We start from the raw sequence: 26,590 nt of genomic DNA, 5'->3' as shown, positions 1-26,590 counted from the left end.
GCGGTGCAGGGGACGCGGCTACGACTCGCTGTGGGTGACGGGTTGCCCAGTCGGCTGCGCGGTCGTGGTAATGAAATCGTCGAGCAGGTCCACCACCTCACTGGGGCGTTCCACATGCGCAAAGTGCCCGACGCCTTCCAGCACTTCCAGCCGGCATTCGGGCCGTGCCTCTTGCGCCACGTACGCGTGACCGACCGGAATGATGCGATCCTGGTCACCCCAGATGGCCATGATGGGCATCTCCGATGCGACGTGCAGCCGGTTCAGGGCGCTGACGGCTTGGCCGCGATAGTCGACGACCGAGCGCAGCGTCCGAAGGAAGGCGTGGCGTGTCTGGGCGTCGGCCAGCGAGGAATAAGCACTCCACATCTCCGCGCCGCGTGGCGATTGGATGCCCGCGGTGGAGAACCAGTTGCGCAGCCGGTTACCCGCGGCCAAGACGGCTCGGGGTGCGATGAGCGGGAGCAGGAATTCCGAACCCGGCGCCGAGAGCAGGCGAAGCGTCCAGCCGACGTCGGGTCCCAGCCCGCCGCTGCTGATCAGCACGAGGCGCTGGCAGTAGTCGGGATGCTGGTAGACGAACTGCATGGCCACCCCGCCGCCCAGCGATTGGCCGACGACGGTGGCCTTGGACACGCCGAGTTCATCGAGCAGGTCGCGCAGCCACACCGCGAACGCGCCCAGCGAGTAGTCGCCGCGGGGTTTGTCGGATTGGCCGTGCCCCAACAGGTCGGGCGCGATGACGCGATATCGCCGCGACAGCTGGGGGATCACCGCCCGCCACGTTTCGGAGCTTCCGGCCATCCCGTGGATCAGCAGCAGCGCTTCTTCACCGCTGCCGACGTCTCGGTACGCGACGCGGTCGCCGTGCAACTCCAGATAGTTCATCTCAGTCATGAGCGTGGTCCCTCCCCGGTACGGCCTCATATACCCGGATCGAGCCGCTCGTATTGCTCGCACGGTCAGGGATCGGCGTGTTCGGCGGCAAGTTGCTCGACCGACGCGCCGTCGACCAGCCGGTCCAACGCCCCGGTCATCGTCGGGCATTGGCGGGCGGGGTGGTCGGTGGGGCAGAGCAGCGCATGCGTGAGGAACTGCTGAGCCCCGCGCGCCTGGGCGATCACCTCGTCGAGCTGGCCGATCTGCTGACGCACGAGTTCGCGCCACTGGGGGCTGGGCGCGTCGAGGACCGCCGCAGCGGTGTCCAGCGGCAGCCCCAGTTTGTTGAAGATCTTCAGCAGCGCCAAGCGGCGCAGTTCGTCGTTGCCGTACATGCGCCGACCGGCCAGCCGCTTCTGAGGACGAACCAGACCGCGCTCGTCGTAGTAGCGCAACGTCGACGAGGCCATCTGCAACCGGGCGGCCGCTTCGCCGATGGGAATCGCGTCCATGCCGCCATTTGACTTCAAGCCGACTTGAAGCGGCAAGCTAGTGGTCGTGAGCGCCGCCGAGAATCTGCCCGTCAACCACCACGCCGACCATCCCGGCTTCGCAGGCCCGATGGGCGCGCTGGTCGGGCTGGTCTTGATGCTCATGGGGCGGCCGACCGCCCGGCTGGCCGCGGACCTCACTGGTGTGTCGGCCGCGGACACCGTCGTCGACGTCGGGTGTGGGCCCGGGTCCGCGGTCCGGGAGGCCGTCCGTCGCGGTGCGGCCGCGACCGGCGTTGATCCGGCGCCCGTGATGCTGCGGCTCGCCCGCATGTTCACCCCCGACGGTTCCGTTGCGTGGACGACAGGCACCGCCGAGCGCGTGCCACTCTCGGACCAGTCGGCGACCGTGGTGTGGTCGCTGGCGACCGTGCACCACTGGCAAGACGTGGATGCGGGGCTGAACGAGGCGGCCCGACTGCTGGTCCCCGGTGGCCGCATGCTCGCTGTCGAGCGACAGACGAAACCGGGTGCGACGGGCCTGGCCAGCCACGGGTGGACGCGCCAGCAGGCTGACGCGTTCGCGGAGCTGTGTCGGTCTTCGGGTTTCGCGGACGTGACGGTCGGCGCGCACAAGGCGGGACGGCGCGACGTGTGGGCGGTCTTGGCCGTTCGCCGGTAACTTTCGGTGCCGATCTCCGGCGTCGAGTGTGCGATCTGCTACACCTGAAGGACGCGCGTCAGCACTCCTTGGTTTGCGGATGCTTCACTGATCGGCATAACGCGTTCTCTGACAAGGGATCACGAAAGGACAAGTGAATGAAGACAGCGGTCGTCACCGGCGGCGGCTCGGGGATCGGACGCGCGGTCGTGGATCGGTTGCGTGCCGACGGCTACCGCGTCGCGAGCGTCGACTTGGCGCCGAGCGACGAGGAGTTCACCTTCACCGCCGACGTCACTGATCGCGGTCAGGTCGATGCCGCGCTTTCGGCCGCCCGTAGCCAGCTCGGGCCGGTGGCGATTCTGGTCAATGCTGCGGGCCTGGACGGGTTCTCGAGGTTCGGTGACATCACATTCGAGCAGTGGCAGCGCGTGGTCGACGTCAACCTCAACGGCGTCTTTCACTGCGTGCAGGCGGTACTGCCCGACATGGTGGACGCGGGTTGGGGTCGGATCGTCAACATCTCGTCGTCGAGCACGCATTCCGGCGCGCCGTACATGGGGCACTACGTGGCGGCGAAATCGGCGGTGAACGGGCTGACGAAGACGCTGGCGCTCGAATACGGTCCGGCAGGCATCACCGTGAACGCCGTGCCGCCGGGCTTCATCGACACGCCGATGCTGCGAGCGGCAGAGGCGCGGGGCTACCTCGGCGACGTTCAGGCCACCATCGACGCGACCCCTGTGCGCCGCATGGGTAAGCCCGAGGACATCGCGGCCACGTGCGCGTTTCTCGTCTCGGAGGAAGCCGGCTACATCACCGGTCAGATCATCGGCGTCAACGGCGGTCGCAACACCTAGCCGAAGCGCCATTGGCGTCCTGTGCGAAGATCCGCAGATGAGCACTGACCCCGCGTATTTCACTCCGACGGCGGACGGCGCATTCATGCCGTCGATCTTTGCCCAGAGCCATTGGGGTGATGATCATCTCAACGGACCGGCCATCGTCGGGTTGGCGGCGCAGGCGCTCGAAAAGGAGTGCGGTTCGCCGGACTTCATGCCGACGCGGATCACCGTCGACTTGTTCCGGGCGGCGCGCAACCTGCCGACGACCGTTGAGGTGCGGGTGATCCGTGACGGTCGGCGCGTACACAATGCGGAATGCGAAGTGGTACAGGATGGTCGGCCGGTCGCACGTGCCACGCTGGTGCAGTACCGACGATCGGCTGCGCCGCCCGGTGAGGAGTGGATCGCGCCGGTCGATGCGCCGCAGTTGCCGACCCCAGATGGGGATCTCGTACCGTTCATCGGCAGCGATGATGGCGGTTGGACGCGGTCGCCGGAGGCTCATCAAAACACTTCCCGCAAACAGTTCTTCTATACGAGCCCGAATATCATTGCAGGAGAGCCGGTCTCACCCTTCGTCAGAGCCGTCAACGTAGCAGAGTCGACGAGCTTGGTGACCAATTTGGGCACCGAGGGGATCGGCTATATCAACGGTGACCTCACGGTAGCGTTGTCGCGCTTGCCGCTCGACGAGTGGATTCTCGTGCAGGGGGACTCGCACTGGGTGGCTGACGGAATCTCGGTCGGTACAGCGACGCTGTTCGACCGGCGGGGCGCCTTCGGGTCCGGCATGGTGACCGCGGTGGCGAACCCAGCCGCGCAGATCGACTTCCGAGGGCGGCCGTTCCCGCGCGGTGAAGTCAACTACGAGTGATCACTCGGCGGCTTGCGTCAGGGTTTCTTGCGGGTGCGTCCACCGGAGGGCTTCTTGTCTGCCGGCGGGTTCGAGGTCCGAGACGCGAACCGGCCCACCGTCGCAACGCCGGGGATTCGGCCTACGGCGTTGTAGACGTCGTTGCCGGTGGCGATCAGCGCCTCAAGTTGGGGCACGATCGCGTCCATGGTCCGGATCATCGGATCGGCCAGTGCGAGATAGCGTTCCGCACGGTCGATCGCCGCGTTGAGGCGCTCCGTCGCCGCGGCCATGTTCTCGATGAGGTCCGGCACTTGGGCCATCATCTGTAGCGATGCGGGTGGGATGCGCATCGCCTCAGTGGCGACCGTCTGGGCGGTCTCGGCGGCCGCCTGCGCCGCTTCTCTGATTTCTTTAGGGGTGGGAACCTTGGGGCTCATGTGACAACGATCCCGCACGGTGACCGCATTGTCCGGTATTTGCCACGAACGATTCGCGCGATGGACAGGCGGGGAGTGCGCAAATCGTCACGTGACATAACGATGGTCGTTCCGCGGGGAGAGGCGGGGAGGGCCCAGGGGGCGAGGTCGCTGTTTTGGTGGCGCCGGCGATAGCACGAGCCTGATGACGCGCGCCCTTCTGGATGTGTGCCGATGGCCGACTTTTTGGTTGCTATCAGTCTGGCGGGTCGCCTGCTCGAAATCGCCTCGGAGCGAGTGCTTTCCAGGTCCGGCTAGGCGGCATGAAATCGTCACAGTGACGAAATAACATCGCGCGGCGGGGAAGCCGGGAGACACCGATGGAGGCCCGAGCCGGCCTATCTGACGACGCCACGAAGCGACCACGGTTCACCGGGCCGATGCCGACCTCGCTAACGGGTTGATCGCACGCACCTGGTACGCGGAATCAACCAATTAAGGGGTCGCCGGGCGGCGTGTTGGCCGGGACGGAGCGGTCCGCCGGGAGCGCTCCTGGACGCCGGTCGCAGTGTCGCTTTGCAGACGAACGCTGCCAACATGTGCAATTAAACTGCAGTGCAGCGCTTGGTTGAAATGCGCGACGTCGTGATTTTGCAGCGAATCGCGACGAAGCCGATGAGGCCATCGCTTCTAAGCAACAGTAAGATTACTGATTGGTACTGCCGAATGCTGGGTCGTTTGCGGCGGCACTGACGGTCTTGTAGGAACCCGTCCGAGCTGCGGAAAGTACCAGGTCGCGTATCTCCTCCATCATGCCGATTACCTCCGCGTGCAACTCTGTAAATTCGCCGATGGCTGGACACGCATCGCGTCCGTGCGCGATGGAGTTACGTATATCACAAAGGCGTCGGTCGATCAGCTGCTCACGAAGTTCGAATGCTGCGGCGTCCAGACCGAAATCCTCAAGCAAACGCATCAGAACTGCCGATCTAAGATTCGACTGAGTGTTCACCATGTGCGCTTTCGGGAGTTGGGAGCGGACTTCACCACCTTTCCTCACAGCGTCAATAAGTGCCTGCTTGGCGGCGTCATCACCTGAGTCAGCCCGACGGAGGGCGTGCAATAGTGCAGTTTGAAGCAAGCCATCGTTTAACTCCGCTAGTTTGGGGCGCCGCCGCACTAGGAAATCGACGTACGCCTGGAGGCTCTCCTTCGTAAATCCCTCCCAGTGGGCGTAGAGCATCGCGATGCCCGCACGGCGCAAACTCCTTCCTGCAGGTAGGCTTTGGGACCTAGATTCGTGCTGCTCAATCATCCCCTTGAGTGCACTGAGTTCGACTCGCCGCCATGAGAGCGTGGAATCGAGTGCATCCTGCAATTCGTTGATGGTCCGAACGGCCACGGGCCTTGCCCCCATGTAGTGGACACGGGATTTGTGGTTATGCGGCTTCGGGCAGCGTAGCCGGTGTCAGGTTCCTTTCGTAGGTCGCGGGGCTGGAATGACGGCAGTAGGAGTGCCGTCGTGTGGTGTTGTAGCGGGCCAGCCACCGAAAGACCTCACGGCGGCAGATCGCCGCGTCCGGCCAGCAGGCACGGTCTTGCAGAATCTCGCGCTTGAGGGCGGCGTTGAACGATTCGGCCAACGCGTTATCGGCACTTGACCCCACCGCACCCATCGACTGGACGACCCCCAGATCGCGGCAGAGATTCGCGAAATCCCGTGAGGTGTACTGACTTCCATGATCTGCATGGAATATTGCACCAGCCAGTGAACCCCGCAGTGCAGCAGCGGCTTTGAGCGCATCGATGACCAGTTCGGTGCGCATGTGATCGGCGATCGCCCACCCGGCGACCCGCCGTGAACAGCAGTCGATCACGGTGGCCAGGTACAGGTTGGCGCCGGTCGCCAATGGCAAGTAGGTGATGTCGCCGACGTAACGGGTGTTGACCTGCGCGGCGGTGAAATCGCGTTTGAGCAGGTCGGGGACCTTCTGGTTCGCCGGGTCCGCCACGGTCGTCTTGACCCGACGTCGGCGTCGATAACCGGCGATCCCGGCGCCGCGCATCACCCGAGCCACCCGCTTGTGGTTGACCCGCTGCCCCTCGGGCGCACCGTCGTTGAGCTCGGCGGTGATCCGCGGCGCCCCGTAGGTGTTGTCCTCGTCGTGGACGGCGCGGATACGCTCGGCCAGCGCCTCGTCAGCAGCCCGACGGGCCGCTCGTCCGTCAGCACCGGCCAACCACGCGTAGAACGACGAACGCGCAACCTCGACGACTGCGCAGAGCCACTTCACCTCGAAGGCGTGCAGGTGGTCGGCGACAAACTGAAAGCGGCTCACCAGTTCGTCTCCCCGGCGAAATATTTGGCCGCCGACCGCAAGATGTCACGCTCGGTGGACAACCGCGCCTCGGTGGCGCGTAACGCCTTGACCTCACTGCGGAGGCGGGCCAGCTCCTGCTCAGGGCTCTCGGCCCCTGGCACAGGCTCGGCCACTACGACACCGCGGCGGTGCCGAATCGGCACCCCGGCCGACTTGCACCACGCCGAGAGCGTGGCCTCGCTGACACCGAGCTCGGCAGCGATCTGGGCGATCGTCGCGCCCTCGGTGTCCCGGTAGAGCGCGACCGCGTCACGCTTGAACTCATCGGGGTAATTTTTCCTTGCCATCGGGTTGGATCATCTCGCTTCCCCCAGCACATTCCTGGGATTGAGCGTGTCCAACACACGGGGTCAAGTCCCCACGACGCTAGTCCTGAGCGAAGAAGGTTCGGGCACGCAATATAAGGCGGGGAACCCGACGTCTCGGGCTCACTCCCGTGCCCGAATTCTCACGAAATTCTGGCGCACTCCATACCGCTTCTATCTTTGCGCGGAGAGCTTGGGGCCTACCTTGCCAACGATCAATGTTGGCCGCTAATCCCGACGTTATGAACTCGTAGCCCGAGATTGAGAACGGCCCTAAGTGTCGATCTCCGTCGAATCGGCGGAAAGCGTCTTCGCCGAGCGCATGTTCGATCGCTCCAAAGCAGGCCTTAAACACGGAAGCGTCGATCTCGGTGCCCCAATCTGCTCGAACCGCTATGTGCCTCAGCCAGTCGGTCAGGTATTCGCCGTACTCAATCCGCAGCTCCGAGTCTTTGCCTTGGTAGGATCGTTGCAGGAAGAAGCGAAGGACCAATTCTTGCCTGTAAGCTTGATTTTCTTTCTGATCAGAGAGTGGCACGGAATTTGTAAAGGTATCGGATTGAGATAGACGATCCAACTCCGAATACATCTCAGGGTTTAGCATCACGAGCAAACAGTTTCTTGCCTCTTGTGGTGAGAGCTGTGAACCCGAATTTAATCGTTGGAAGAGATCATATTTCGCATTTTTATCGGATTCCTTTCGGATTATCCGAAACTCCAACTTCGACCGCTTGAAATCGCGCTGCATTGATGCGGTGAAAGCCCTGTCACCTTCGGACTCGCTTTGCCAGCGGTAGCCCTCGAGGTCTGGAAGATACTCTGTGGCGAGAAGCGGCTCCGGCTTGACGAGCTTATCTTCGTGGTCACGATACGAACCTACGAACTGAAGAATCGTCGATAATCGTTGAACACCATCGATCACATCCCAGACCCCGTCGTCTCGCTGCGAGACGAATATTGGTGGGATCGGTATTCCAAGTAGGATGGACTCGATCAGCCGAGACTTTTGTTCCATGCTCCACCGGAATATCCGCTGGAACTCTGGGTGGATGTCCAGGTCACCGTCCTTATACATCGATAAGACTTCGCCGATAGACATCCCGTACCCGTCGGTGTGGATCTCTTTTGCTCTTGTTTCGATTTGCTCTTGAAGGCCCACTATTTCCCCTCTTGTATCCTTCTGGGCGATTGCCTCACTCCTTCTCGAACCCCGACTGGTCGAACTTCAGCGTCTTCGCGTTCTCCGACACCGTGCGGATCTTGTTCTCGTCAAAGCCGGTTGAATCGACGGCCTCGATCTCGATCTTTACGACCAGGTTGATGCCCTGTTCCCGAAGGTTGGCGATCACCTCATCGGCAATGTTCTTGAAGTCCATCGCGATCCTGTCCGAGCTGAGCGTCTTGACTCCATAGAACCGCGTGAACGCGATATCGATTGGGCCGGGGCCGGTTCCCGTTCCGATGCTCGTCCCAGTCCCAGTTGCCGTCCCGGTGTCCCTGCTGGTTTCAGTGTCGGTGTCGTCGTGACCCGTTTCTGCTGGTTTCTCGTGCTGTCGTTGATGGGTCGCGACGTCGGGACGCACCAAGAGCAGCGTGTCCGCCGGAGGAGGAGCTGAATTGCTGTCTCCTGGGATCCAGAGTCCGACAAACCGTCCTGTGGCAGCGTCGATCCCCGACGCCAGGGCAAACGCGTCGGTCTCCCAAATCATCGGAAGGTCGAGGACGCCCTCCTCCAGAACGCGCCGATCCCGCAGCCGCGGCATGTACGGGTACTGGCAATACAGCCCCCACAGCGAGCCGAGGGTGACGTGCCCGTCCTTCCAGATCTGTGGCACCTTATTGATGGCGAGGCGAATCGTCACCGCGGCTTGGCGAACCGACAGATCACCGTCGTTGCCGAGCCGGCGAGAGACCCGCTCAGCCAGCGACTCGGCTTGGCCTTCGACCTTTGTTTCGCGCACAACGAATGGAGCGCTCGCATCAGGCTGTGACGGGACCAGTGCCCACGTGAACGTCTGCAGCAGACGAGACTTAACCGTCTGGTCGGCCTGCGCTTGCCGGGTGGACGCTTGATTCTTTTGATTTTGGGTGAGATCCAGGTCGGCCTCATTGGCCAACACGTGCGACCAGCCGAGGTAGTCCCGCGTAGCGACATCGAGTTCGTCCAGTCGCGCTTCGTCGGCGGCCAAGAACACCAGCATGTTGCGGTTGATCCGATTGGCGGTGCCTCGCTGCTCGGTTGCCTTCTGGGTGAACGCCTTAGCAGCTGAGTCCGATCCGCGCCTGTGTGCAACCTTCGGATGCAGGACGACCAGTCGGGCTTCGTCGGTGTCAGGGATATCCGCGTTCGATTCGGGACACACGTGCACACCCGCGAAGTCGCCACGAGTCTTCGCCTGCCCTTGCAGGCGACGGGCGATCTCGGCCCAGACATCTTCCTTGTGCAGTCGCTCCGCCTGATCCTTGGCGGTTCGGGTGATGTTGGCCTGCAGGTCATACCAGTACTTGCCAGACCCGGAGTAGAAGTAGGTGGCTCGGTCGCCAAGCTGGGTGAGCGCGGAATGGAAGTTCCCAGGCACATCACCCGGGACAGCTGTGCCTAGGAAAACCCGCTGGGTTTCGAGGCCCTTGTGAGCCGACCCGATGGTGGGTGCGGCGCCGAAGAACACCGTGCGGGCCAGCCGCTTGGTCAGCGACCGCTGACCGAAGACGGGCTTCTCCTTGTCGATCCGCGTAGGTTCGGAGGTTGGCCCATCGACATCCGCGTCGATGATGGCTTTCCAGGAATCCTGCAAGTACTGGGTGAGTTCGGCGTTCACATTGGCTGTGGCCAGCGGGATGGACCCGGGCATGATCAACGGCGACGCGTCCTCACCGGTCCACAACGCGTGAATAACGGTGCTCATCAACCGCAGGACGCCGCGGGTGCGCTGAAAGCGCTCCAGCGAAGACCACTCTTCGTAAAGCCGGTCGAACAACTCCGGATGAATTGGGTAGGTCCTCTTGATGCGGTCTTCATATGCGCTGTCGCGGGATTCGCGCGGAAAATCGTCGGCGTACTTGCGGTACATGTCGACGTACGCCCGTGCGGTGGCGCCGATGGAGGCGAGTGCAGCACCGTCAGGTTGGACGAAGAGGCGCTGTCGGACAATCTGATAGGCCTCGGCTGATGAGGCCGGTCGCCATTGTTCAGCGACGCGACGCACGACGTTCTGCAGTCGTTTGAGCGCTTCGAGGCCGTGCGCGCCACCGACTTCTTCGGCATTGCCGGCCACGATCTTGTCGGAATCGTCCCCAGTTTCCGACGCGGGGATGGAGATGACCAGCAGAACACCTGAAGTGCCCTTTGCCGCCTCGGTGAGGGATTGCGCGAAGGTGAACTGGTCATCGAAGGTACCGCCGGCCAGATCGTCGCGGCCGACGAGCGAGCGGGCGTAGGCGACCCATTCGTCGATCAGGATGACCGCGGGGGAGTACTCCGCGAGCAGGTCGTGGAGCGCCTCCCCGGGTGTGGTGCGGTCTCCGTCGGCCTTGGCGACCAGGGCGTAGGCCTCGGCGCCTCCGAGTTGCCAGGCGAGCTCGCCCCAGATGGTGTTGACGTGGGTGCCGTCGTCCTTGGCCGTGCCGGCCGGGCTGAAGTGGTTGCCGACGATGGCGACCCGGTTGACCTTGGCACCGGTGTAGCCGTTCTTGGTCAGCAGTTCCTGGGTTTCCTGGGGGAACTGCCCGACGGGTAGCCCTGCGGCGACGTGCCACAGTGCGAGCATCGAATGTGTCTTGCCGCCACCGAAGTTGGTCTGCAGGTTGATAACAGGCGGTGCGTTGTCGTCGCCGGAAAGCCGGCGGACTGCGCGGCCGACGAGGTCGGTCAATCCTTCAGTGAGGTAAGTGCGGCGGAAGAACTCGACCGCATCGGCGTAGCCGGAATCTTGTTCACCGCCGAAGGCGACCTTATAGAGGTCAGCGGCGAACTCGGAGGCGGCGAAGTTTCCGGTCGCGACGTCGTGGTGGGGCGGCAGCACTTCACGCCAGGGTTTGAGACCGGCGGCCTCGGGGTTGTCGACGGCGGCTTTGAGCGTTTTCTTGTCGTCCTTGTCGGCGGCCACGCGGCGCAAGTTGAGGCGGATGGCGTGAACATCGTCGGCTTCCTTGGCCGCACCGATGAGCTTGAGCAGTCGCTCGCCGGTGTCCAACGCGCGGTAGGCGTCGTCATCGCTGAAGGTGCCGTTGTGGGCCCACGTGTTGCGGACTTCGCGGAGTTCGATCGCGAAGGACTCCCCGGCTTTGCCCAGTGTCTTGCTGAACGGGTACCAACCCGGCTTGAAACCGTTGGTGATGTTCGTTTCGGTGAGGATGCGGAACTGGACCTGAGGGTCGAGCGGGTTGTAGGTCTTGTCCGACGGCGCGCCCTTCTTCCCGTCCTTGAGTTGAACCAGCTTCGTCCAGGCCGCTCCGAGAGCTGGATCCCCCTGGCCGATAACCGACGCGATGAAGTCATCGAGCGGGGGTGCCATCGTCTGGAACATGCGGTCGATGCGGTCACGGTTGCTTAGCGCCATGTCAGTCCTCCTCGAAGTCGAGTGAGCCTTGGGCGTCTACCGGCCGACTCTCGTTCCGTGCAACATCGAGAATCTCGGGCCATATCGTTACTAAGCTGTTAAAGCTCAAAGCGTCCTTTACCCACCCGTTGGACTCAGCGATACGGAACAACAAGTGGGCCAACTCCTTCACTAGGTCGGCATCAACTGCGCCGTCCGCTCGGCTCAAGGCCTGCCTCAGAAACCCGCCGGCTGGCGCGATGCCGTCGCGCTCGAGAATTTTGATCAGATGATGGAGGCCTTCCCAGGTACTGGTGTGTTGGTCGGCAATCACGTCATAGTCCCAATTAAGGCTCGCGGGCTTGGTGAGTTGGACATTGCCCGCGCGCGAGGTCAGGATCTCGTCACGGTCCAAGGTGTCAACGCTGGTGTTCCGTGCGCGAGCTAGGTTGTCGGCGTCGCCAAACTTCCCCAGGCCGTACCCGTGTTGGCGGTACCACGCAATCGCGAACCGAGATGTCGAATCGAAGTCGCCCTCCTGTTCGTTGAGAACGCGATCGAGGATCTCGTTAATTCGCGAGAGTGCCGATCGAACGGTCATTTTCTTGCCGTCAGGCTCCAGGACGGCGCTGTAACGGCTGAATACCGCCATACCCGGCCCAATCGCCGCCTGGGGCAGGTCGACTGGAGCTATTTGACCCTGCTGAAGCCTGCGCAACGCCCCGGGCAACTCAGCCTCCAGCGCCCCAATGAAGCCGCGACGATCAATGGTGGCTGCATTCTCAGAACGCGGCCGTAGCGAAAGCACAATTGACGAGGCGAGCGCGTTCGTGCCTACGCTGATCATGCGTCCTCCGCGTTCGCTTCGCATTGGCCACGTGGAAGTGATCTCCCAACCTGAGCGAATCATTCCTTCGAGAAGCGTCTCCCATCCGCTTGAGGATGCGCCCTCAGCGTTGATTTCTGATTGGCGGAACGCGTAGTAGACGGTCATTGGGTAATCCGGGTTGGCCGACACCCGTGCCGATGCAAAGACGTCCCTGAACCCGTCCTCGAAGAATCGCTTCGCTCCGTCTTTACCATTGTGACGGAAGGGATTTGCGACCAATTCCTGCGATTTCGGTACAAGCAGTGTCCCGAAGACGTCAGGGTGGACATCCCTCAGGGTTCGTCGCAGCCAAACATAAAAGTAGTCAGACAGGTCGGAGTACCCGATGTTGTCGTAGTAGGGCGGATCGGTCGAGATCACGGCGTTTTGTGTGATGAGGTCCTTCGCGTCACCCTGCCGAATGGTGGCGTCGTTCGAAGTGCTGGGGAGAGCTTTGATCGCTGCCACGATCCACTCGAAGTGAGCAGACGCGTTGCCAACAGAATGGGAGAACGGATTGATCTCCATAAAGTCCCAAACCATAGGGATCGCTTGGCGTGCGAACGTGTCTCGGACTTTCTCTACTGGCGCCATCCATGAACAGAATGCTGACAACCAGTCGGCCAACTTCGACATCAGAAACCCTAGATAGGTCGCAACTGCGTCGGCGTACTCGTCGCTTCCTCCATCTGCGATAACGCGACTACGAGCTTCGCCTACTAGGTCGCTGAATGTGGTGAGCGCGACAAGTTGTCGACGAGTGAACAGGTCAGACCACTTTGTCATGCCATAGGCTTGGACTCGGAAACCTAAAGCTTGATCAGGGATCTGCGCGTCTGGCACATTCGTCGGTTCTGCTGCCTGGGCCGCATCGATCTGCAAGTCGTCAGGTGCGAGGTATAGCCGGGATCGAACTCCCTCAGCAACCACTGCCATCATCCGCTGGCCCATCCGGCCTGCGGCGCCCTCTGCTCGTACATATTTGAGATTCACGGGCGACTGGCATGCCACGCAAACGGCGCCTGTGCGAGTAACTGTTCCGTCGGAGGCGCTGGTAGGGGCCCCGTCTAGCCCCATGCCAATCTCGAACTTGACTCGCATCCCGGATGGGTGCGAAGGGTCGTTAATGATGACGGGCAGCACGTAGGTCTCTTTGCCCTTCTTCTTGCCCAGCCACCATGACCGCACAAGTGGCAATTCAATCTGACACGCTGGGTTGGGGCACGTGACAGTTCGTGTCCAAATCCAACCAACGACGGTGCGTCCCTCGATTTTTGGATAGAGATGACCGATTCGCGCCGAAGCCTCATTGCGCATCCAGGTTCCATACTCGGCTACGTCAGCAGCAAGACCACTTGTGCCGCTCCAGTCTTGGATCTCGGAATCAGCGAGGCCGGGAGCGACCGGCGGTTGGTTATGGAATTTGGGCGGAATTTCGATGAGCGCTTTGTTGATGAGAACGGGTACTGGGTTGAGGTCGGAGGCGATCACTTTGAGGCCTAGGCGCTGCGCCTCTAGTGGAATGGTCCCGCCGCCGGCGAATGGATCTAGGACGGACGGTGGATTTCCGCATGCCGACTTCAGGATTTCCCGGTGGGCTTCTGCGAACAGCTTGGTATCGCCGGTGTTGCTCCAGTTAACGAGCCGCTTGATGATTCCGTGCAGCCGTTCACGTTCTATCCGCTGAGTTTCCTCAGTGGGGAATTCGTCTGGTCGTGCGCTGGGGTCGTCTACGAGCTGTGCGAACAGAACAGCCCGAGCCGCTGCCAGTGGGCGTCGGGCCCACCAGAGGTGAAGTGTTGCTGGGTGTCCTCTGCGGGGAACAGCCTTCTCGTCTGCTGCCGCGCGATTAATCGCTTCCAAAGGAAGAGCCACTTCGATCAGCTTGCGCTTCGGCGGGTGATTGTCAGAAGTCATCAGAATGGTTCAGTTCCTTTGTTCCACATCTTGTTCCAATCACCGCGGACACCAGTGGCGTCGAAATCACCGAGGTCGGTCGATGCGAATGGGTTGCCGAGGTAATGAACTTCGTCATGGGTTGACCCTCGGGGGTCAACCTTGACCAAAGCGAGCCGGTAGCGCGGTACTGCGTTCTTGCCGACCATGACTTCGTTGTGCGTGACGAAGAAGTCGGTTGCACCGTCGAGTCGGGCTTTGACCTCGATGCGGTAGGTGTCACCGCCGGCATCCGAGGACAGAATGTCGAATCCCTTGTTATTAAACGCCTGTTCGACCGGTGTACGGCCAAGTCCTCGTTCCGTTGCCATCACCAGATCGACACCTCGGCGCTCGACCTCTTTGGTCTCTTTGGCGTGGATAGGTGCAGACGCCGGCAACTCGCCGTCCACCATGGAAACGGGAAGTACCAGTGCGGCGGTCATGATGCGCGGCGGCTTGGTCGACATCAAGGCCTGCTTGTCGAGCAGCTCAAGGCGTTTGCGCAGACGAGCGTCAAGCTCGACCGCTTTCCGGTTGAGGCTCTCGGCAGACTCTTTCGGCTTCTCGCCAGCACGTTCTTTCTCGGCTGCAACGGCAGCGTTCAAGAGAAGCCGATCACGTTCTCCTTCAAGCCGTTTAACGACAAGCTCTCGAGCCTTGGCGAGTTCGGCCGCACGGCGTGGTTGCACCTCGGCGAGGTACTCAGGCAGCTGGGTGGTGATGATCCAGCTGGTTGCGCGATCCTCGGCTTCGGCAAGCCAAGGAGACCGTCGTGCCTCGGCTACGGCCGGGATGTCGGGCGCAGCGACGCAATCTAGGTACGGCGCCGGGCCGGCGGACGTCACGGTGCCGAGGCTATCGACGAAGGCGTAGCCGAATCGGCGGGACACTGCGGCACCGGTGGCGTCGGCGACCTCTTCGACGACTCCGACAAGTAGATGGGGTTCGTCCAGGGTTGCCGATACGAGCACCGTGCCGCTGTGGAGAGTGCCGCCGAAATGCCGGATTGCTTCGTCCATCACCGCGTCATGAAGCGGGTGTCCTGGTGCGAGCAGGTCGGCGCGTGTCAGTTCCTCGGAGTGCACGTGTTCCAGATCGAAGGCGACTCGGTCGTACTTGGTCGCGATGGGCTGGTACTTACTGGCCCTGATTTGTGCTGGGACGTTGGCGATCTCGTAGCGGCCGCGTTCGCGTTTGGCGATGCGGCCACCAAGCCGGGTGAACGCGGCCTTGAATGCGAGCTCGATGTAGTGCGGTTGTAGACGGCGGGCACGTGCTTCGTCCATGGCGGCGCGAAGCTTGGCGAGATCCGCGTCGGCGAGGTGATCCGAGGCCAGCGCTCGTTCGTCGAGCAACTCTTTCAGTCCATCGGCCACCTTGTGGTCGATCACCTCGTGCATCTTCGCCCTCACTTCGGGCAAGTCGCCGTAGCGGATCGCATCCATTAGCAGGTCACGCAAAGGAGTATCGGCAAAAGCTTCACCGAGAACATCGAAGACCTTGCCGCCGTACGCCTTCCGCTGTTCTTCGATCTTTTCCAGCAGGCGTTCGAAGACTGCGCCTTCGCGGGTGTTGCTGGCAACAAGATTCCACAGCCGGCAGACTTCTTCTTGGCCGATACGGTGGATTCGGCCGAAGCGTTGTTCGATGCGGTTGGGGTTCCACGGTAGGTCGTAGTTGACCATCAGGTGGGCGGCTTGCAGGTTGAGACCTTCGCCGGCGGCATCAGTGGCCAGCAGGATCTGGCAGTCGCGGTTCTTGGTGAACTCTTCGGTGATCATGCGCCGTTCCTTGCGGCGCACCCCGCCGTGGATGGCTTGCACGGCGTTGGGCTTGCCGATCAAGGCCCGGATGCGGCCAGCGAGGTAATCAAGAGTGTCGCGGTGTTCAGTGAAGATGATGAGCTTGCGAGGCCACCCGTTGGCGTCGACGGTCAGCGCTTCGTCTTGCAAGATGCGGCTGAGCTCCGTCCACTTGCGGTCGGTGCCGGAGTCGCGGACCTGCTTGGCAACGGTCGTCAGCTCTGCGAGTTCGAGGAGTTCGGCGTCGAGTTCCTCGACGGTTTGAGCAGCGGTGGCAGCGTCGAGCAGTTCCTCTTCGAGTTCCTCGATCTGTTCGGAGTTGTAGTCGTCGGCGTCCAGGCCCTCGAAGTCGATGGTGGGTTCTCTATCGGTGTAGGTGCCGTTGAGGATTTCCAGCTTTTTGCGCTCCAGGCGCTCGGTGCGCCGAACGAGGCTCCTATAGATGGCTTCGGGGCTGGATGCCAGGCGACGCTGCAGCACGGTCAATGCGAACCCGACGGTGTTCTTTCGTTTGCCGCCCACCCGGTCGGCGCGGTTCATGCCTTCGCGCACGTAGTCGGTGACCTCTGCATACAGCGAGTACTCCAGCTCGGTGAGCTCGTAGGGCACGGTTTCGGCGCGGCGTTCGGGAAACAGCTTTTTGCCCTCGAACGTCAGAAGGTCTTCCTTGACCATGCGGCGCATGATGCCGTCGGTGTTGGCGGTCTTGGTGTTCTTACCCTCGAAGCGGTCGCGGTCGAGCAACGTGAGGAAGAGCTGGAAGTCTTCTTCTTTGCCGGAGTGCGGCGTCGCGGTCATCAGCAGCAGGTGCCGTGTGATGCGCCCGAGCATTTCACCGAGCAGGAACCGTTTCGTCTTCTCCAGCTTGCCGCCGAAGTAGTGGGCACCCATGCGGTGGGCCTCGTCGACGATGATCAGATCCCACTCGGTTTCTGCGAGCTGGGCCTGTAGCTCCTCGTTGCGCGAAAGCTGATCCATCCGTGCTATCAATAGCGGGTTGGTCTCGAAGACGTTCAAGTTGACGTTGGCGTCGATGAGCTGGTTGGTCAGCAGGTCGAACCGCAGCCCGAACTTGAAGAACAGCTCGTCTTGCCACTGCTCGACCAAGCCGCCGGGGGCGACGATGAGGCATTGACGCACGTCGTCGCGCAGCAGCAGCTCTTTGATGTAGAGGCCGGCCATGATGGTCTTGCCGGCGCCGGGGTCATCGGCGAGCAGGAAGCGCAGCGGAGTGCGGGGGAGAAGCTCGCCGTAGACCGCACGGATCTGATGGGGGAGCGGCCGGACATCGCTGGTCGCCACGGCCAGCATGGGGTCAAACAGGCCCGCCAGCGTGATCCGCTGCGCCTCCGCAACCATCTTGAAGTCGGTGGCGTTGGCATCGAACGCGCGGCTGCCGGTCTGGGCGACGGTGAGGATGTCCTGGTCCTGGCGGAACACGACCTGCTGACCGAGTGCGCCGTCGTTGGTCTTGTAAGTCAGCTCCAGCGCGTCGGTGCCGTGCCATTGGGCAAAGATCACCGTGATTACCTGGGACGGGATCAGCCCGTCGATGCGCAAGCCAGGCTTCAGCTCTTCCAGCAGCACTGTTTGTCCTCCCCGTCGATAGCCGGCCCACGCTAGTCGACCCCTCCGACAGTATCGGGGGTAGTCCGCGAATCGTCGCTAGGTCCGCTAATCTCCCGCAAGGGAGCGAGTCGATCAACGGGGACCATGGGCAGCGACGAACAGCCGTCAACATCGGCAATTGGTGACGAAATACGAGGCTGGGTCGACGCCGCCACAGCAGTGACCGCGGCCCGCCACGAGATTGCTAAAGCGGCCGTCGCACAGTCCGCAGCACTGCGAGCGCGGACTGTGAAGGCCCGACGAAACAACCGCTACCTCTGGCACGTCATCCCGTTGCGCTCCACCGACCAAGCCGTCTTTCAAGCCGCGGCGCGTTCGGCCTGCCTCCCGCCTATACACCCCGACGTTCAACGAGAACTCGACCGGCTCACCACCGAGGTCGCTGCGGCGACCACGGACTTGAGAAAGGTCACGGGGTTCGGCCGCCTGTTGATGTTCGGCGGCACACGAGACAAAGCCAACCAGGCTGCACAGTTCCTCACTGACTACCGCCGCTGGTTCCACACCAGCGGTATCGGCCAGGCTATCGACCAGGCCAGGCCTGTTGACGATCCGCGGATTCGGGCCCTGACCGTGAACGACGCGCTGGCCGACTGGGTGGGGTTCAAACAGCAGCTACCCGACCACGGCCAAACCGCGACGCTTGAAGACTCGACGACCTTCGCGATCCTCCCGAACGCCACAGCTGTCATCCGGCGCGCAGCCGCCGAAGAGTCCAAGCTGCGCAGGTCTGCAGTCGAGGCCGGCAACAAGGTCCGAAACAAAGAGACCGACCGGATGCTGGCAGACATGTCCGTCGAACGGCTCCGGGAAGCCACCCGCGACAAGATCCGCGTCGGGGCTCTGACGGACAACGGCATCACCAACGTGCTCGCCGTCCTGAACAACGAGGGCATACTCGAGTACTTCGACGGCATCGGGGAGACCTCCGCCACCCGCATCCGCGCTGCCGCTCGGACACTGAGACAGAACACCTTCGATGAGATGCCGATGCGCATCGACATTAAGAACCGCACCCCAGAACACACTCAATTCCTGCGCCGCCTCCGCGCCTGGGATGCGGCACGTCGTGCTTCCACGTCGTCGGCGGACATGGCGATCGTCGAGGAACTGGCGCCCGTTGCGGCAGCCATCGATAACACGGTCACCCATGCCATCGTCATCCCGACCGCATTGTCGACCGTCGCGGATTTCCGCGACGCCATCCAGGTTGTGGCCCGGTCCGCGCGTGCGATCGCCGACGCGCAAGACGCGGCAACAAGCGGGGACCCGTGGGAGGACTTCGTCACCCGACCTGCAGACTATTTCGCGCTGCTAGCCGAACTGGGATTCATCACCGAGGATGACGAGAAGACCCACGGTGATCTGCCCACCGAAATCATTGAAGCGGTGCGTGATTTCGAGCTGAAAGGCGACTACCTCACAGCGTCGCTACGCGGATACCAAAGCTTCGCTGCACGCTTCGCTCTGGTCCAGCGGAAAGTCATTATCGGCGACGAGATGGGCCTGGGCAAGACCGTCGAAGCCATCGCAGCTTTGGCGCACCTTCGCGCGAAAGGCGAGCACAACTTCCTCGTCGTGTGCCCCGCCGCAGTAGTGACGAACTGGGTCCGCGAAGTCACCGCCAAATCGAAACTGCCCGCGCACCGCCTACATGGGCCCGACCGACAATGGGCGGCCAAGAACTGGGAGCGCAACGGCGGCGTCGGCGTCACCACCTTCGAGACCCTGCGTTGGCTCAACGACGAGGTCTCCACACCGACACTCAACTGCGTGGTCGTCGACGAAGCGCACTACATCAAGAACCCCGACGCGCTTCGTACGCAGCGTACGTCGCAGCTCATTGGCTCCTGTGAACGAGCGATTCTCCTGACCGGCACACCGCTGGAGAATCGGTTGGACGAGTTCCGCAATCTCGTCGGTTATCTGCGCCCAGACCTTTTGCTGGATGCAAACGAGTTCGCTCCGAAGAAGTTTCGTCGCCAGGTGGCGCCAGCGTACCTGCGCCGCAACCAAGAAGATGTCCTCACGGAGCTGCCTGAACTCGTCGAGGTCGACGAGTGGATGCCGATGTCGGGCGAGGACGTCGCCGCCTACCGCGCTGCCGTGGAGCAGCGGAACTTCATGGCGATGCGGCAAGCCACGATGAAGCAGGGACTCAAGTCGACCAAAATGCAGCGCCTGGTCGAGATCGTTCAGGAGGCGGAAGCAAATGGGCGCCGTGTTGTCGTCTTCTCACACTTCCTCGACGTTCTGAGCGACATTGCACGGCAGATGCCCGGAAGGGTCTTCGGCCCTTTAACCGGTTCAGTCGCAGCCAGCCAGCGGCAGGTACTGGTGGACGACTTCTCCGCTGCCAAGAAGGGTGCGGTGCTGGTCGCCCAGATCGTCGCTGGCGGCGTGGGTCTGAATATTCAAGCGGCATCTGTCGTCGTGATCTGCGAACCACAACTCAAGCCCACCACCGAGTGGCAAGCCATCGCCCGTGCACACCGCATGGGACAGCTGGAATCCGTGCAGGTTCATCGACTGCTTTCCGAAGAAGGTGTGGATCAAAGGCTCCGGGAGATCCTCGCAACGAAGAAAGCGCTATTCGAAAGTTTCGCGCGCGAGAGCGACTTGGCCGCAAGCGCTCCGGAAGCCTATGACGTCACCGAGGCTGAACTCGCACGCGACATCATTGCCTCCGAGCGCGAAAGGCTCTTTGGTCAACCGGCACAGGCCGCGCCCGCCCGAGCCCCAGCCGAGACGAAGATCGGCGACAGCACGGCCGTTTCCGAGCAACCCCGTCGCGAGCGTCCGCCAGCTTCGCAGGGGCCGTCGACACCGGTACCTGTCATTCATCCGCCGCCAACGCCCCGTAGCCCGGCGGCCGAGCCTGGGCCTTCGAACCAGGAGTCCGCCCGCACTAGGGAGGGTACGTTCGCTGACCGGCCGCGCCGCGTCGCTCCGCAACAAAAAGAGTCACCCGCGTCGTTGAGCGCTATGCCGCAGGCGACCAGCCCTGGGCTTCCGGCACTGAAGACCTATCCTGTTTTTTCCGAAGCGTTGCCACCGATCTCGCAGACACCGGCCAACCGCATCATCGACAACATTGTTCGCATTGTCGGAGTCGAAGGTCCCGTGACCGGCTGGCGGATACACCAGGTGTACAGAAAGAGCGCGGGGAGCGGTGAGTCTCACGACGAATTTTCTCGACTAATCAACAGGGCTATCTCAGCGGCTGAGCGCCGGCAGAGGATCGTTTCGGAGAATCCGTTCAACCAAACCGGCAATAAGCCAAGGACTTTCAGGCTGCCGAGCCAGTCCTCAGCAGTCGCACGCGAACTCGGTCCCCGGACCATTGACATCGTGCCCCCAAGCGAGGTGCTGCAGTACTGTCGGAATGCGTCAGCCGGTAAAACGCTGACTGAAATCGAATTGGTTGACCGGGTGGGCAAGCTGCTCCGTACCAGGCAAGTACCAACTGAGCTCCGGAACGCCGTTATCGCGGCGCTGCGCCGGGATGCGAAGGCCAGCGAACAACGTGTCACGAGCCCCGCGCGTGCGTCGGCTTTAGGATCAAACGGTCAAGCTTCCCAGAGATCAGAAAGCGTCTGTCCCTCGTGCTTTACAGTCCATGCAGGTGAGTGCGCATGACCGCTTGCACTTACTCACTCGATTCCAGCGCCGCCCATCCGTCGGCTTGCTCGGCGGCGTCGAGCAGCATCTGAGCCAGCGCACGGGATTGTGCACCGGACAAGGGGCCGTCACCAGCGATATACACGTAGATTTCTGTCGGATTTTTTCGGCTGAGCGTCCCATCCGGATGCTGGAGAGCAGACAGATGCACCCCATGTTCGCAGCCGTCCACGCGCTGCTCGTCGGTGTAAACAATCCTGTACAGCTCATCACCATCCAACTCCCATTCAGTGCAACCCGCTGCGCCCCACGGCAGCGCCGGCACACAATCATTGGTCGTCATCGTGGTCCTCCCTCTCCTTTGGTAGTTGCATCCCTTCGGCTATCGGTATCCATCGCGGCCAGCTGACGAAGCCTCCACTCGTAGAGGGGATCCGCGGCGCGGTACGGCACATGGCCGTCGATGACGAGCTCGAACAGGTCGAGCAGGGATTTGCCACGCTCAGCTCTGCTCTCCGCAAGCAGTCGAGACTTCCAGGAAGGGTCGGACAGCGCAGTTGCTAGGCGCACGATCTCCGGGTACATGGCTGCGTTGCGACAAGCGGTGCCGGAACCCCGCTGGGTCTCGTCGGGTTCAAGCTCGGCCAAGCGGAAGCTGACGGCCCCCAACGGCTGCCAGTAATTCCAGTGCTCCACTACCTCGTAGGCATCGGAGATCGCTTGACGAATCGACGCCCGGCCATGGCTGTGAATAAGCCTTTGGTGACGTCGGTGTGCAAGCAGTATGTCCGCACGTGAAGCACCTATGACTTTCGTGACCGGCCGCGTAGCGTCCACACGGAACGCAGTTCCGTTGAGCCACAAACTATGTACGCCGCAGAACACGTGGTCGTGTGTGGACCAGACTTGTGGGAATGTGATTCGTTCTCCATGCCTCGACGCGCAGTGTGGACAGCCTGGGCCGATGGACTCAACTTCGCGCCGGTGCAGCTGCGGGTAGATTGTCCAATCGGCAGGGACCCGCAATTCGGGCAGTGCGAAGGCTACAGCGCGGTCACTCATCGACACGCTCTTGCACAAAGCAGCCCGCATCGTTGGTCCACGGCGGGTCAGCAGCGCTTCGAGGCGAGACCTACTGATGCCGTTCGCTTTCGCTAGGCGAGCGAGATATTCGGCAAGTACCTCGTTGGGGAGCGGCTTCACGGGGCGCGGAAGTGTCTGATTGCGACTGCTCGTCGTAAACGTCTGCATGATTCGGCCTAGCCGGCTTTCGGCGCGCTTGGGTGACTGGTTGCGGACTCTGCCGCATGGTCGATGATGGCTGCGTCGAGCGACTCCCGGCTGACCGCATCTTCTCCGCTGAGGATTGCCGTGATCGCGGCTACGCGAATAAGGTGGCTCAGGCTGCTGATCGACCCGCCCGTTCTTTGATGCAGGTACTTGGAGTTGCGCGTCAGCGTCCCGTCCCTGTGCTTGTAGAGGCGCAGTGCTGATTCCATCGACGCGACAAGGGATTTCCATTCATCGTTGAATGGAAAGTTGCCTGTCTTTATGAGGACCGAGCGCCCCGAAATCTGTCGGCCGCGGACTCCGGTGAACAGGCCGGAACGCTCCACGTTGATGCCCGCGTAGACGAAAGTGGCCGGCATGTGCTCGCTGAAGTACTTCAAATGGTCGGACATGTCCTCGCCGGCGGCGCTGGCAAGGTTGAGGTTGTGTATCTCGTCGACGATGACGAGTTCTGTGCGGGCTTCGGTGAGCACATGGCAGACGGCGTCTGCGATGTCGGTTGTGTTGTGGCGTTGACGCGTCGTCAGCCCGAGGAAGTTGGCGAACTCCGATGCGAGCTTGCGAGGGGACCCTTTCGGCGGCGTCGTGATGTAGACAACAGGTATGCGATCCTGGCCGGGATACCGGCGACGTACGTTCTGCTCGTGGATCTTCCCGAGCAGCTTGATGGTGGTGGTCTTCCCACTGGCCCAAGGCCCTGACACGATCATGGACCGCCGAGCGCCGCATTCGCGTTGATTGAGCAGGGTCAGCAGGCGTCCTTGGCGGGTGATGTGGCGGACCGTAGAGGTCTCGATGATGACCAACTCGGAGTGATAGGCCATTCGGCGGTCATCGAAGGCGAGCTTCTCCGCGCCGGTGAGCGTGCTGTAGGTGTCGTGATTGAGCAAGTCAAACATTGCTGGTTTCGCGTCGACGAATCTACGCCAGCCATCAAGTGTGACTGACGGCAGCTGGCGTGGGTCGAGGTCAGGTTCGGCGCACTGATCATCAACTGTCATCTTCGAATCACCATGTGTTGGACTCTTTCTCGGCGTCGAATACAGGGAGTGGAATGACATCAGCGATATCGTCGACGTCCTCTTCTGAGGGCAAGAAAGGCGCAGTCGATTCTTCTGTCGGGGGGACAGTCGGTGGCAACTCCGCTGCAGCCCGCGTGTGCGCGACAACACGGCGGTCCTTCGCAGTCTTGCGACGCCGACGTGGAGACTCAGGCGCGACGGACGCGCGTCCCAGAAGGTCCTCGACTGCTGCGAAGATCGCCTCTTGGGACGTTCGTCGCTCACCTCGACTTGTTTCGAGTTGGCGTGCATGGTCCCACAATGCCGATCCGAACGGTTGTGGTGCGGTCTGTAGCTGCGTCCAGTTGGCCATCAGGTAGCCCTCGCCGTGATGGTTGCGGACCCAGACGCGGCTGACGTCGTACGGGTCGTAGTGAACCTGCCACTGGACGCCCTTGCCTGGCACCCCGGAGATTTCGCCGCGCGCCGGATCTAAGGCGTCGCTGTCGTATACCCGGTAGTCGATGGTGATGCCCGCGGCCGTCACCGTTCGGTACAGGCTGGGGAGTAGGGCGACGTACTGGTCGGAACTCAGGGGCGCCGGGATATAGCCGCTGACGGCGAGCATCGACGCGTATTTCTCGTTCGGTGTCAGCTTTCGTTGCGGATTCAGCGGGTCGCGCAGTCCGTCGTGGGGTCGATTTTGCCAAGCGACGACGATCCATTCATCAAGGAGGTCCTGAAGCTCTTGCAGGGAGAAGACGGCATTCTGGTCTGCGTTCTTACCTCGGTTCTCAACCGAGGACCCGAGGTAGCCGGTGACGTACTGTGCGAAAAGCGTTTTGACCGATCCAAGGGTACGTTCGATAATCGGCTTGTCGGTGGGCTCATCCTTGTGAGCGGGCTGCATGCTGATCCCGAACGACCTACATGCCGAACGGAAGGTGGTCGAGAGATACACCGCGCCGCTGTCGTAGACGATGTTCTCGGGAATGATGATGGGGCGCGCAGCGGCGTGGTCAAGCCTGTCGTCGACAGACCGCATGGCGTGGTAGGGCAGGACGGAGTTCGACATCCGGACGGCATCGACCCAGCCGGGGCGCATTGGTTCCGGTGTCATCGATTTCGCGAGAAGAAGTGATGCGTCCACGGCCTTCGTTGTTGGTCGTAGCACCGCCGCGACGATGGTTCGCGTCGCAGCGTCAACGAGTCCGGTCAGCTCCACTCGGCCCTTAACGGACTCGTCGAGTCGGATGCCGACGTCGAAGGGTGTCGTGTCGATCTGCATCCACTCACCTGGACGGCTTGCGACGACCTTGCTGAACATGCCTTCCGGCTGATGGTTCCTCGTCTGCCGGGTTCGAGCGGATCCGGTCGCGTGGCGCGCCTGGGGGAGTTGCTTCATCAGTCGATGGAAAGTGGTGTGAGAGGGGAGTTTCACTTGGTTGTTGAACTTCTCGACCACTCGCCGGTCCACATGCCATTTCAAGGCAATTTCGGTCCGGGTCGATTGCAGTTCGTTCTCGTTCAGGACCTCCAAGAGCACGCCCACGTATCGATCATCGACGCGTCGGGTTGGCGAGCGTCGGCGATGAAGACGGCCGTCGATGAGCCCGGCGACACCGGACCTTTCGTAGCGCCGGCGAAGTTCCTGAACGTATTTCAGTCCCAATGGCGTTCCAGCAGATTCGAGTTCGAGGCACTTGTTTCGCTCGCGCTGCCCAAGTGATGTCGCTCGGACGTCGTACCCGTTGCGCGGCATTGTTTGCGGCGGAGAGCCGATCGGTGTCCCGTCGATCACTTCAGAGATGTGATGCTCGAGCCAGAGGACACGCTCTTGGATCTGGTTCGGCAGCGTAGAAAAGTAGTCTGGCGGAATCGGGCGACGACGAACACTAGGGGAGAAGACGTCGAATGAACTGTCCGCGAACAGGTCCGCAATCTTCACAGCGGCGAGCTGACCATCCTCGCGCCGTAGCTTCGCCACCACTCCGTCGATCGCCACCAGCTCGCAGAACCTGCCGTCGTAGCGGCAGAAGTCGCCGATGACGATCTTGGCGGGTTCAGAGTTCATCGTTCGGCCAACCGGACTAGAGTGCGTTCGCTGATCGTTGCCGAGTCGATATCGACGTCGATCTCGTGCGTCCACAAAAGGTGATAGAGAGTTGGTAGGACCAAGATTGGGTCGCCGACCGCTGTGGCCGCCTCGCTGATCGTCATCGACTTGCAAGCCAATTGTGCGGTGACTTCGGTCGCGAAATCCTGCCTTCGGTTTCGTTCGTTCCGATAGCCCGCAAGCCAGCGGAGATTCGCGGCCCGGATCGGAGGCTGCTCCGCAGCGTGGTAGAAAGACCAGCCAACTTGCCTGCATAGCTCAGCGGTCGCCTCAAATGCCTCGCGTGAATCATCATCGAGGAGTCGGTCCGGCCGAACATCCACGAGGACGCCGTCGCCGGATCTGGTCCGGAGGAATACGTCGGGAGTGTGCTCGCGGTGCCTGCCCTCGGCTGACAGGAAGCGAAAAGTGAGGGGCTGCACTGATATTCCTTCGATTCGAGGATCGAAGTCGGCGGCGATTAGGAAATCACGTTCGACCCACGATTCAAAGGGAAGGTGCGATTGGGTGGTAAGGCACCACCACTCGCCCGTGAAGTTCTTCTGGCCCTTGTACGACGGCGCTTTGCGGACAGGTGCACATTTCTCCAGCGGCACTGACCACAGCTCATCGACCGGAATTTGAGCGACAAGTTCGCCTTCAGCGGGCCGGTAGTCAATCAGCTCGCTGTTACGAATCTGCGCCGCCGCGCGCCCGTGAGGGGGCACGTTGTTCATCGTATGGCCGCTGTCCGGGATGGCCCTGCTGGACACGCCCGGTCGCGCCTAGTCGAGCACCCTCTCATTGGCAACGACGCGAAGAAGGAAAACCGCGCCACCATGGGTGTGACCTCTTTGAGCGGCTGTGTTCTGTCGTTTGTTGTCCGACCTTGGTATGCGCAACATGGGCCGCCGGATCATGCCACCAACGCCTTTGAGGCTGTCTACCGACACCTCGGCCGTGGGCGCGATTAG

General features: G+C 61.9%; 17 protein-coding genes. 4 read left to right on the top strand and 13 right to left on the bottom strand.

Annotated features, from left to right (window positions below; genetic code table 11):
- Window positions 1–18: 18 nt before the first annotated feature.
- Together A5759_RS17500 and A5759_RS17495 are read right to left on the bottom strand one after the other, a co-directional pair.
- Window positions 19–897 (bottom strand): alpha/beta fold hydrolase, encoded by an 879-nt coding sequence (locus A5759_RS17500; protein WP_068199848.1) that lies wholly within the window; start codon window positions 895–897, stop codon window positions 19–21.
- A gap of 65 nt (window positions 898–962) precedes the next feature.
- Window positions 963–1,391, bottom strand: a complete 429-nt coding sequence (locus A5759_RS17495) for a MerR family transcriptional regulator (RefSeq protein WP_068199847.1) — start codon at window positions 1,389–1,391, stop codon at window positions 963–965.
- A 46-nt stretch (window positions 1,392–1,437) separates the two neighbouring features.
- Here A5759_RS17495 and A5759_RS17490 point away from each other — a divergent pair, with 46 nt between their 5' ends.
- The 3 genes from A5759_RS17490 (at window position 1,438) to A5759_RS17480 (ending at window position 3,750) form a co-directional block, all read left to right on the top strand.
- Window positions 1,438–2,052: a class I SAM-dependent methyltransferase gene (locus tag A5759_RS17490; RefSeq protein WP_231984684.1), complete on the top strand. Its 615-nt coding sequence runs from the start codon at window positions 1,438–1,440 to the stop codon at window positions 2,050–2,052.
- Window positions 2,053–2,189: 137 nt separating this feature from the next.
- A complete protein-coding gene (locus A5759_RS17485) occupies window positions 2,190–2,891 on the top strand; it encodes an SDR family NAD(P)-dependent oxidoreductase (RefSeq protein ID WP_068199846.1) in 702 nt (233 codons plus the stop codon).
- 37 nt (window positions 2,892–2,928) lie between these two features.
- Window positions 2,929–3,750, top strand: coding sequence for a thioesterase family protein (locus A5759_RS17480; protein ID WP_068199845.1), 822 nt, complete (start codon window positions 2,929–2,931; stop codon window positions 3,748–3,750).
- A 17-nt stretch (window positions 3,751–3,767) separates the two neighbouring features.
- On the opposite strand, the gene A5759_RS17475 is transcribed toward A5759_RS17480, so the two are convergent.
- The 7 genes from A5759_RS17475 to A5759_RS17440 form a co-directional block, all read right to left on the bottom strand.
- Window positions 3,768–4,169, bottom strand: coding sequence for a hypothetical protein (locus tag A5759_RS17475; protein ID WP_066840423.1), 402 nt, complete (start codon window positions 4,167–4,169; stop codon window positions 3,768–3,770).
- 685 nt (window positions 4,170–4,854) lie between these two features.
- Complete coding sequence (locus A5759_RS17470) at window positions 4,855–5,550, bottom strand: MAE_28990/MAE_18760 family HEPN-like nuclease (RefSeq protein WP_156616964.1); 696 nt, start codon at window positions 5,548–5,550, stop codon at window positions 4,855–4,857.
- Between the two features lie 37 nt (window positions 5,551–5,587).
- A protein-coding gene (locus A5759_RS17465; RefSeq protein ID WP_085975380.1) for an IS3 family transposase occupies window positions 5,588–6,816 on the bottom strand; the annotation gives its coding sequence in 2 pieces (ribosomal slippage) (window positions 5,588–6,504 and window positions 6,504–6,816; 1,230 coding nt in all).
- A gap of 79 nt (window positions 6,817–6,895) precedes the next feature.
- Window positions 6,896–7,993, bottom strand: a complete 1,098-nt coding sequence (locus A5759_RS17455) for a DUF262 domain-containing protein (protein WP_068199840.1) — start codon at window positions 7,991–7,993, stop codon at window positions 6,896–6,898.
- 34 nt (window positions 7,994–8,027) lie between these two features.
- On the bottom strand, window positions 8,028–11,393 hold the full coding sequence (locus tag A5759_RS17450; RefSeq protein WP_197506097.1) for a Swt1 family HEPN domain-containing protein: 3,366 nt from the start codon (window positions 11,391–11,393) through the stop codon (window positions 8,028–8,030).
- 1 nt (window position 11,394) lies between these two features.
- Entirely contained in the window at window positions 11,395–14,157 is a 2,763-nt protein-coding gene (locus A5759_RS17445; RefSeq protein ID WP_068199839.1) for a DUF1156 domain-containing protein, read from the bottom strand.
- Window positions 14,157–17,567 (bottom strand): helicase-related protein, encoded by a 3,411-nt coding sequence (locus A5759_RS17440; protein ID WP_068199838.1) that lies wholly within the window; start codon window positions 17,565–17,567, stop codon window positions 14,157–14,159. Before A5759_RS17440 ends, A5759_RS17445 begins: the two co-directional genes overlap by 1 nt.
- Window positions 17,568–17,693: 126 nt before the next feature.
- On the opposite strand from A5759_RS17440, the gene A5759_RS17435 reads away from it, so the two are divergent.
- Window positions 17,694–21,248, top strand: coding sequence for a DEAD/DEAH box helicase (locus A5759_RS17435; RefSeq protein ID WP_082962184.1), 3,555 nt, complete (start codon window positions 17,694–17,696; stop codon window positions 21,246–21,248).
- 10 nt (window positions 21,249–21,258) lie between these two features.
- On the opposite strand, the gene A5759_RS17430 is transcribed toward A5759_RS17435, so the two are convergent.
- The 4 genes from A5759_RS17430 to A5759_RS17410 form a co-directional block, all read right to left on the bottom strand.
- Window positions 21,259–21,573, bottom strand: coding sequence for a hypothetical protein (locus tag A5759_RS17430; protein ID WP_068199833.1), 315 nt, complete (start codon window positions 21,571–21,573; stop codon window positions 21,259–21,261).
- 916 nt (window positions 21,574–22,489) lie between these two features.
- Window positions 22,490–23,521 carry an ATP-binding protein gene (locus A5759_RS17420; RefSeq protein ID WP_068199829.1) on the bottom strand — a complete coding sequence of 344 codons (1,032 nt, stop codon included), beginning with the start codon at window positions 23,519–23,521 and terminating at the stop codon, window positions 22,490–22,492.
- A gap of 7 nt (window positions 23,522–23,528) precedes the next feature.
- Entirely contained in the window at window positions 23,529–25,595 is a 2,067-nt protein-coding gene (locus tag A5759_RS17415) for a Mu transposase C-terminal domain-containing protein (RefSeq protein WP_082962183.1), read from the bottom strand.
- Window positions 25,592–26,353 carry a TnsA-like heteromeric transposase endonuclease subunit gene (locus tag A5759_RS17410; RefSeq protein WP_197506095.1) on the bottom strand — a complete coding sequence of 254 codons (762 nt, stop codon included), beginning with the start codon at window positions 26,351–26,353 and terminating at the stop codon, window positions 25,592–25,594. The genes A5759_RS17415 and A5759_RS17410 overlap by 4 nt, the downstream gene beginning before the upstream one ends.
- Between the last annotated feature and the right edge of the window lie 237 nt (window positions 26,354–26,590).

This window comes from Mycobacterium sp. 852014-52144_SCH5372336, assembly GCF_001665615.1.
GTDB classification, from domain to species: Bacteria; Actinomycetota; Actinomycetes; order Mycobacteriales; family Mycobacteriaceae; genus Mycobacterium; species Mycobacterium neumannii_A.
This window is presented reverse-complemented; position numbering and strand designations above follow the sequence as displayed.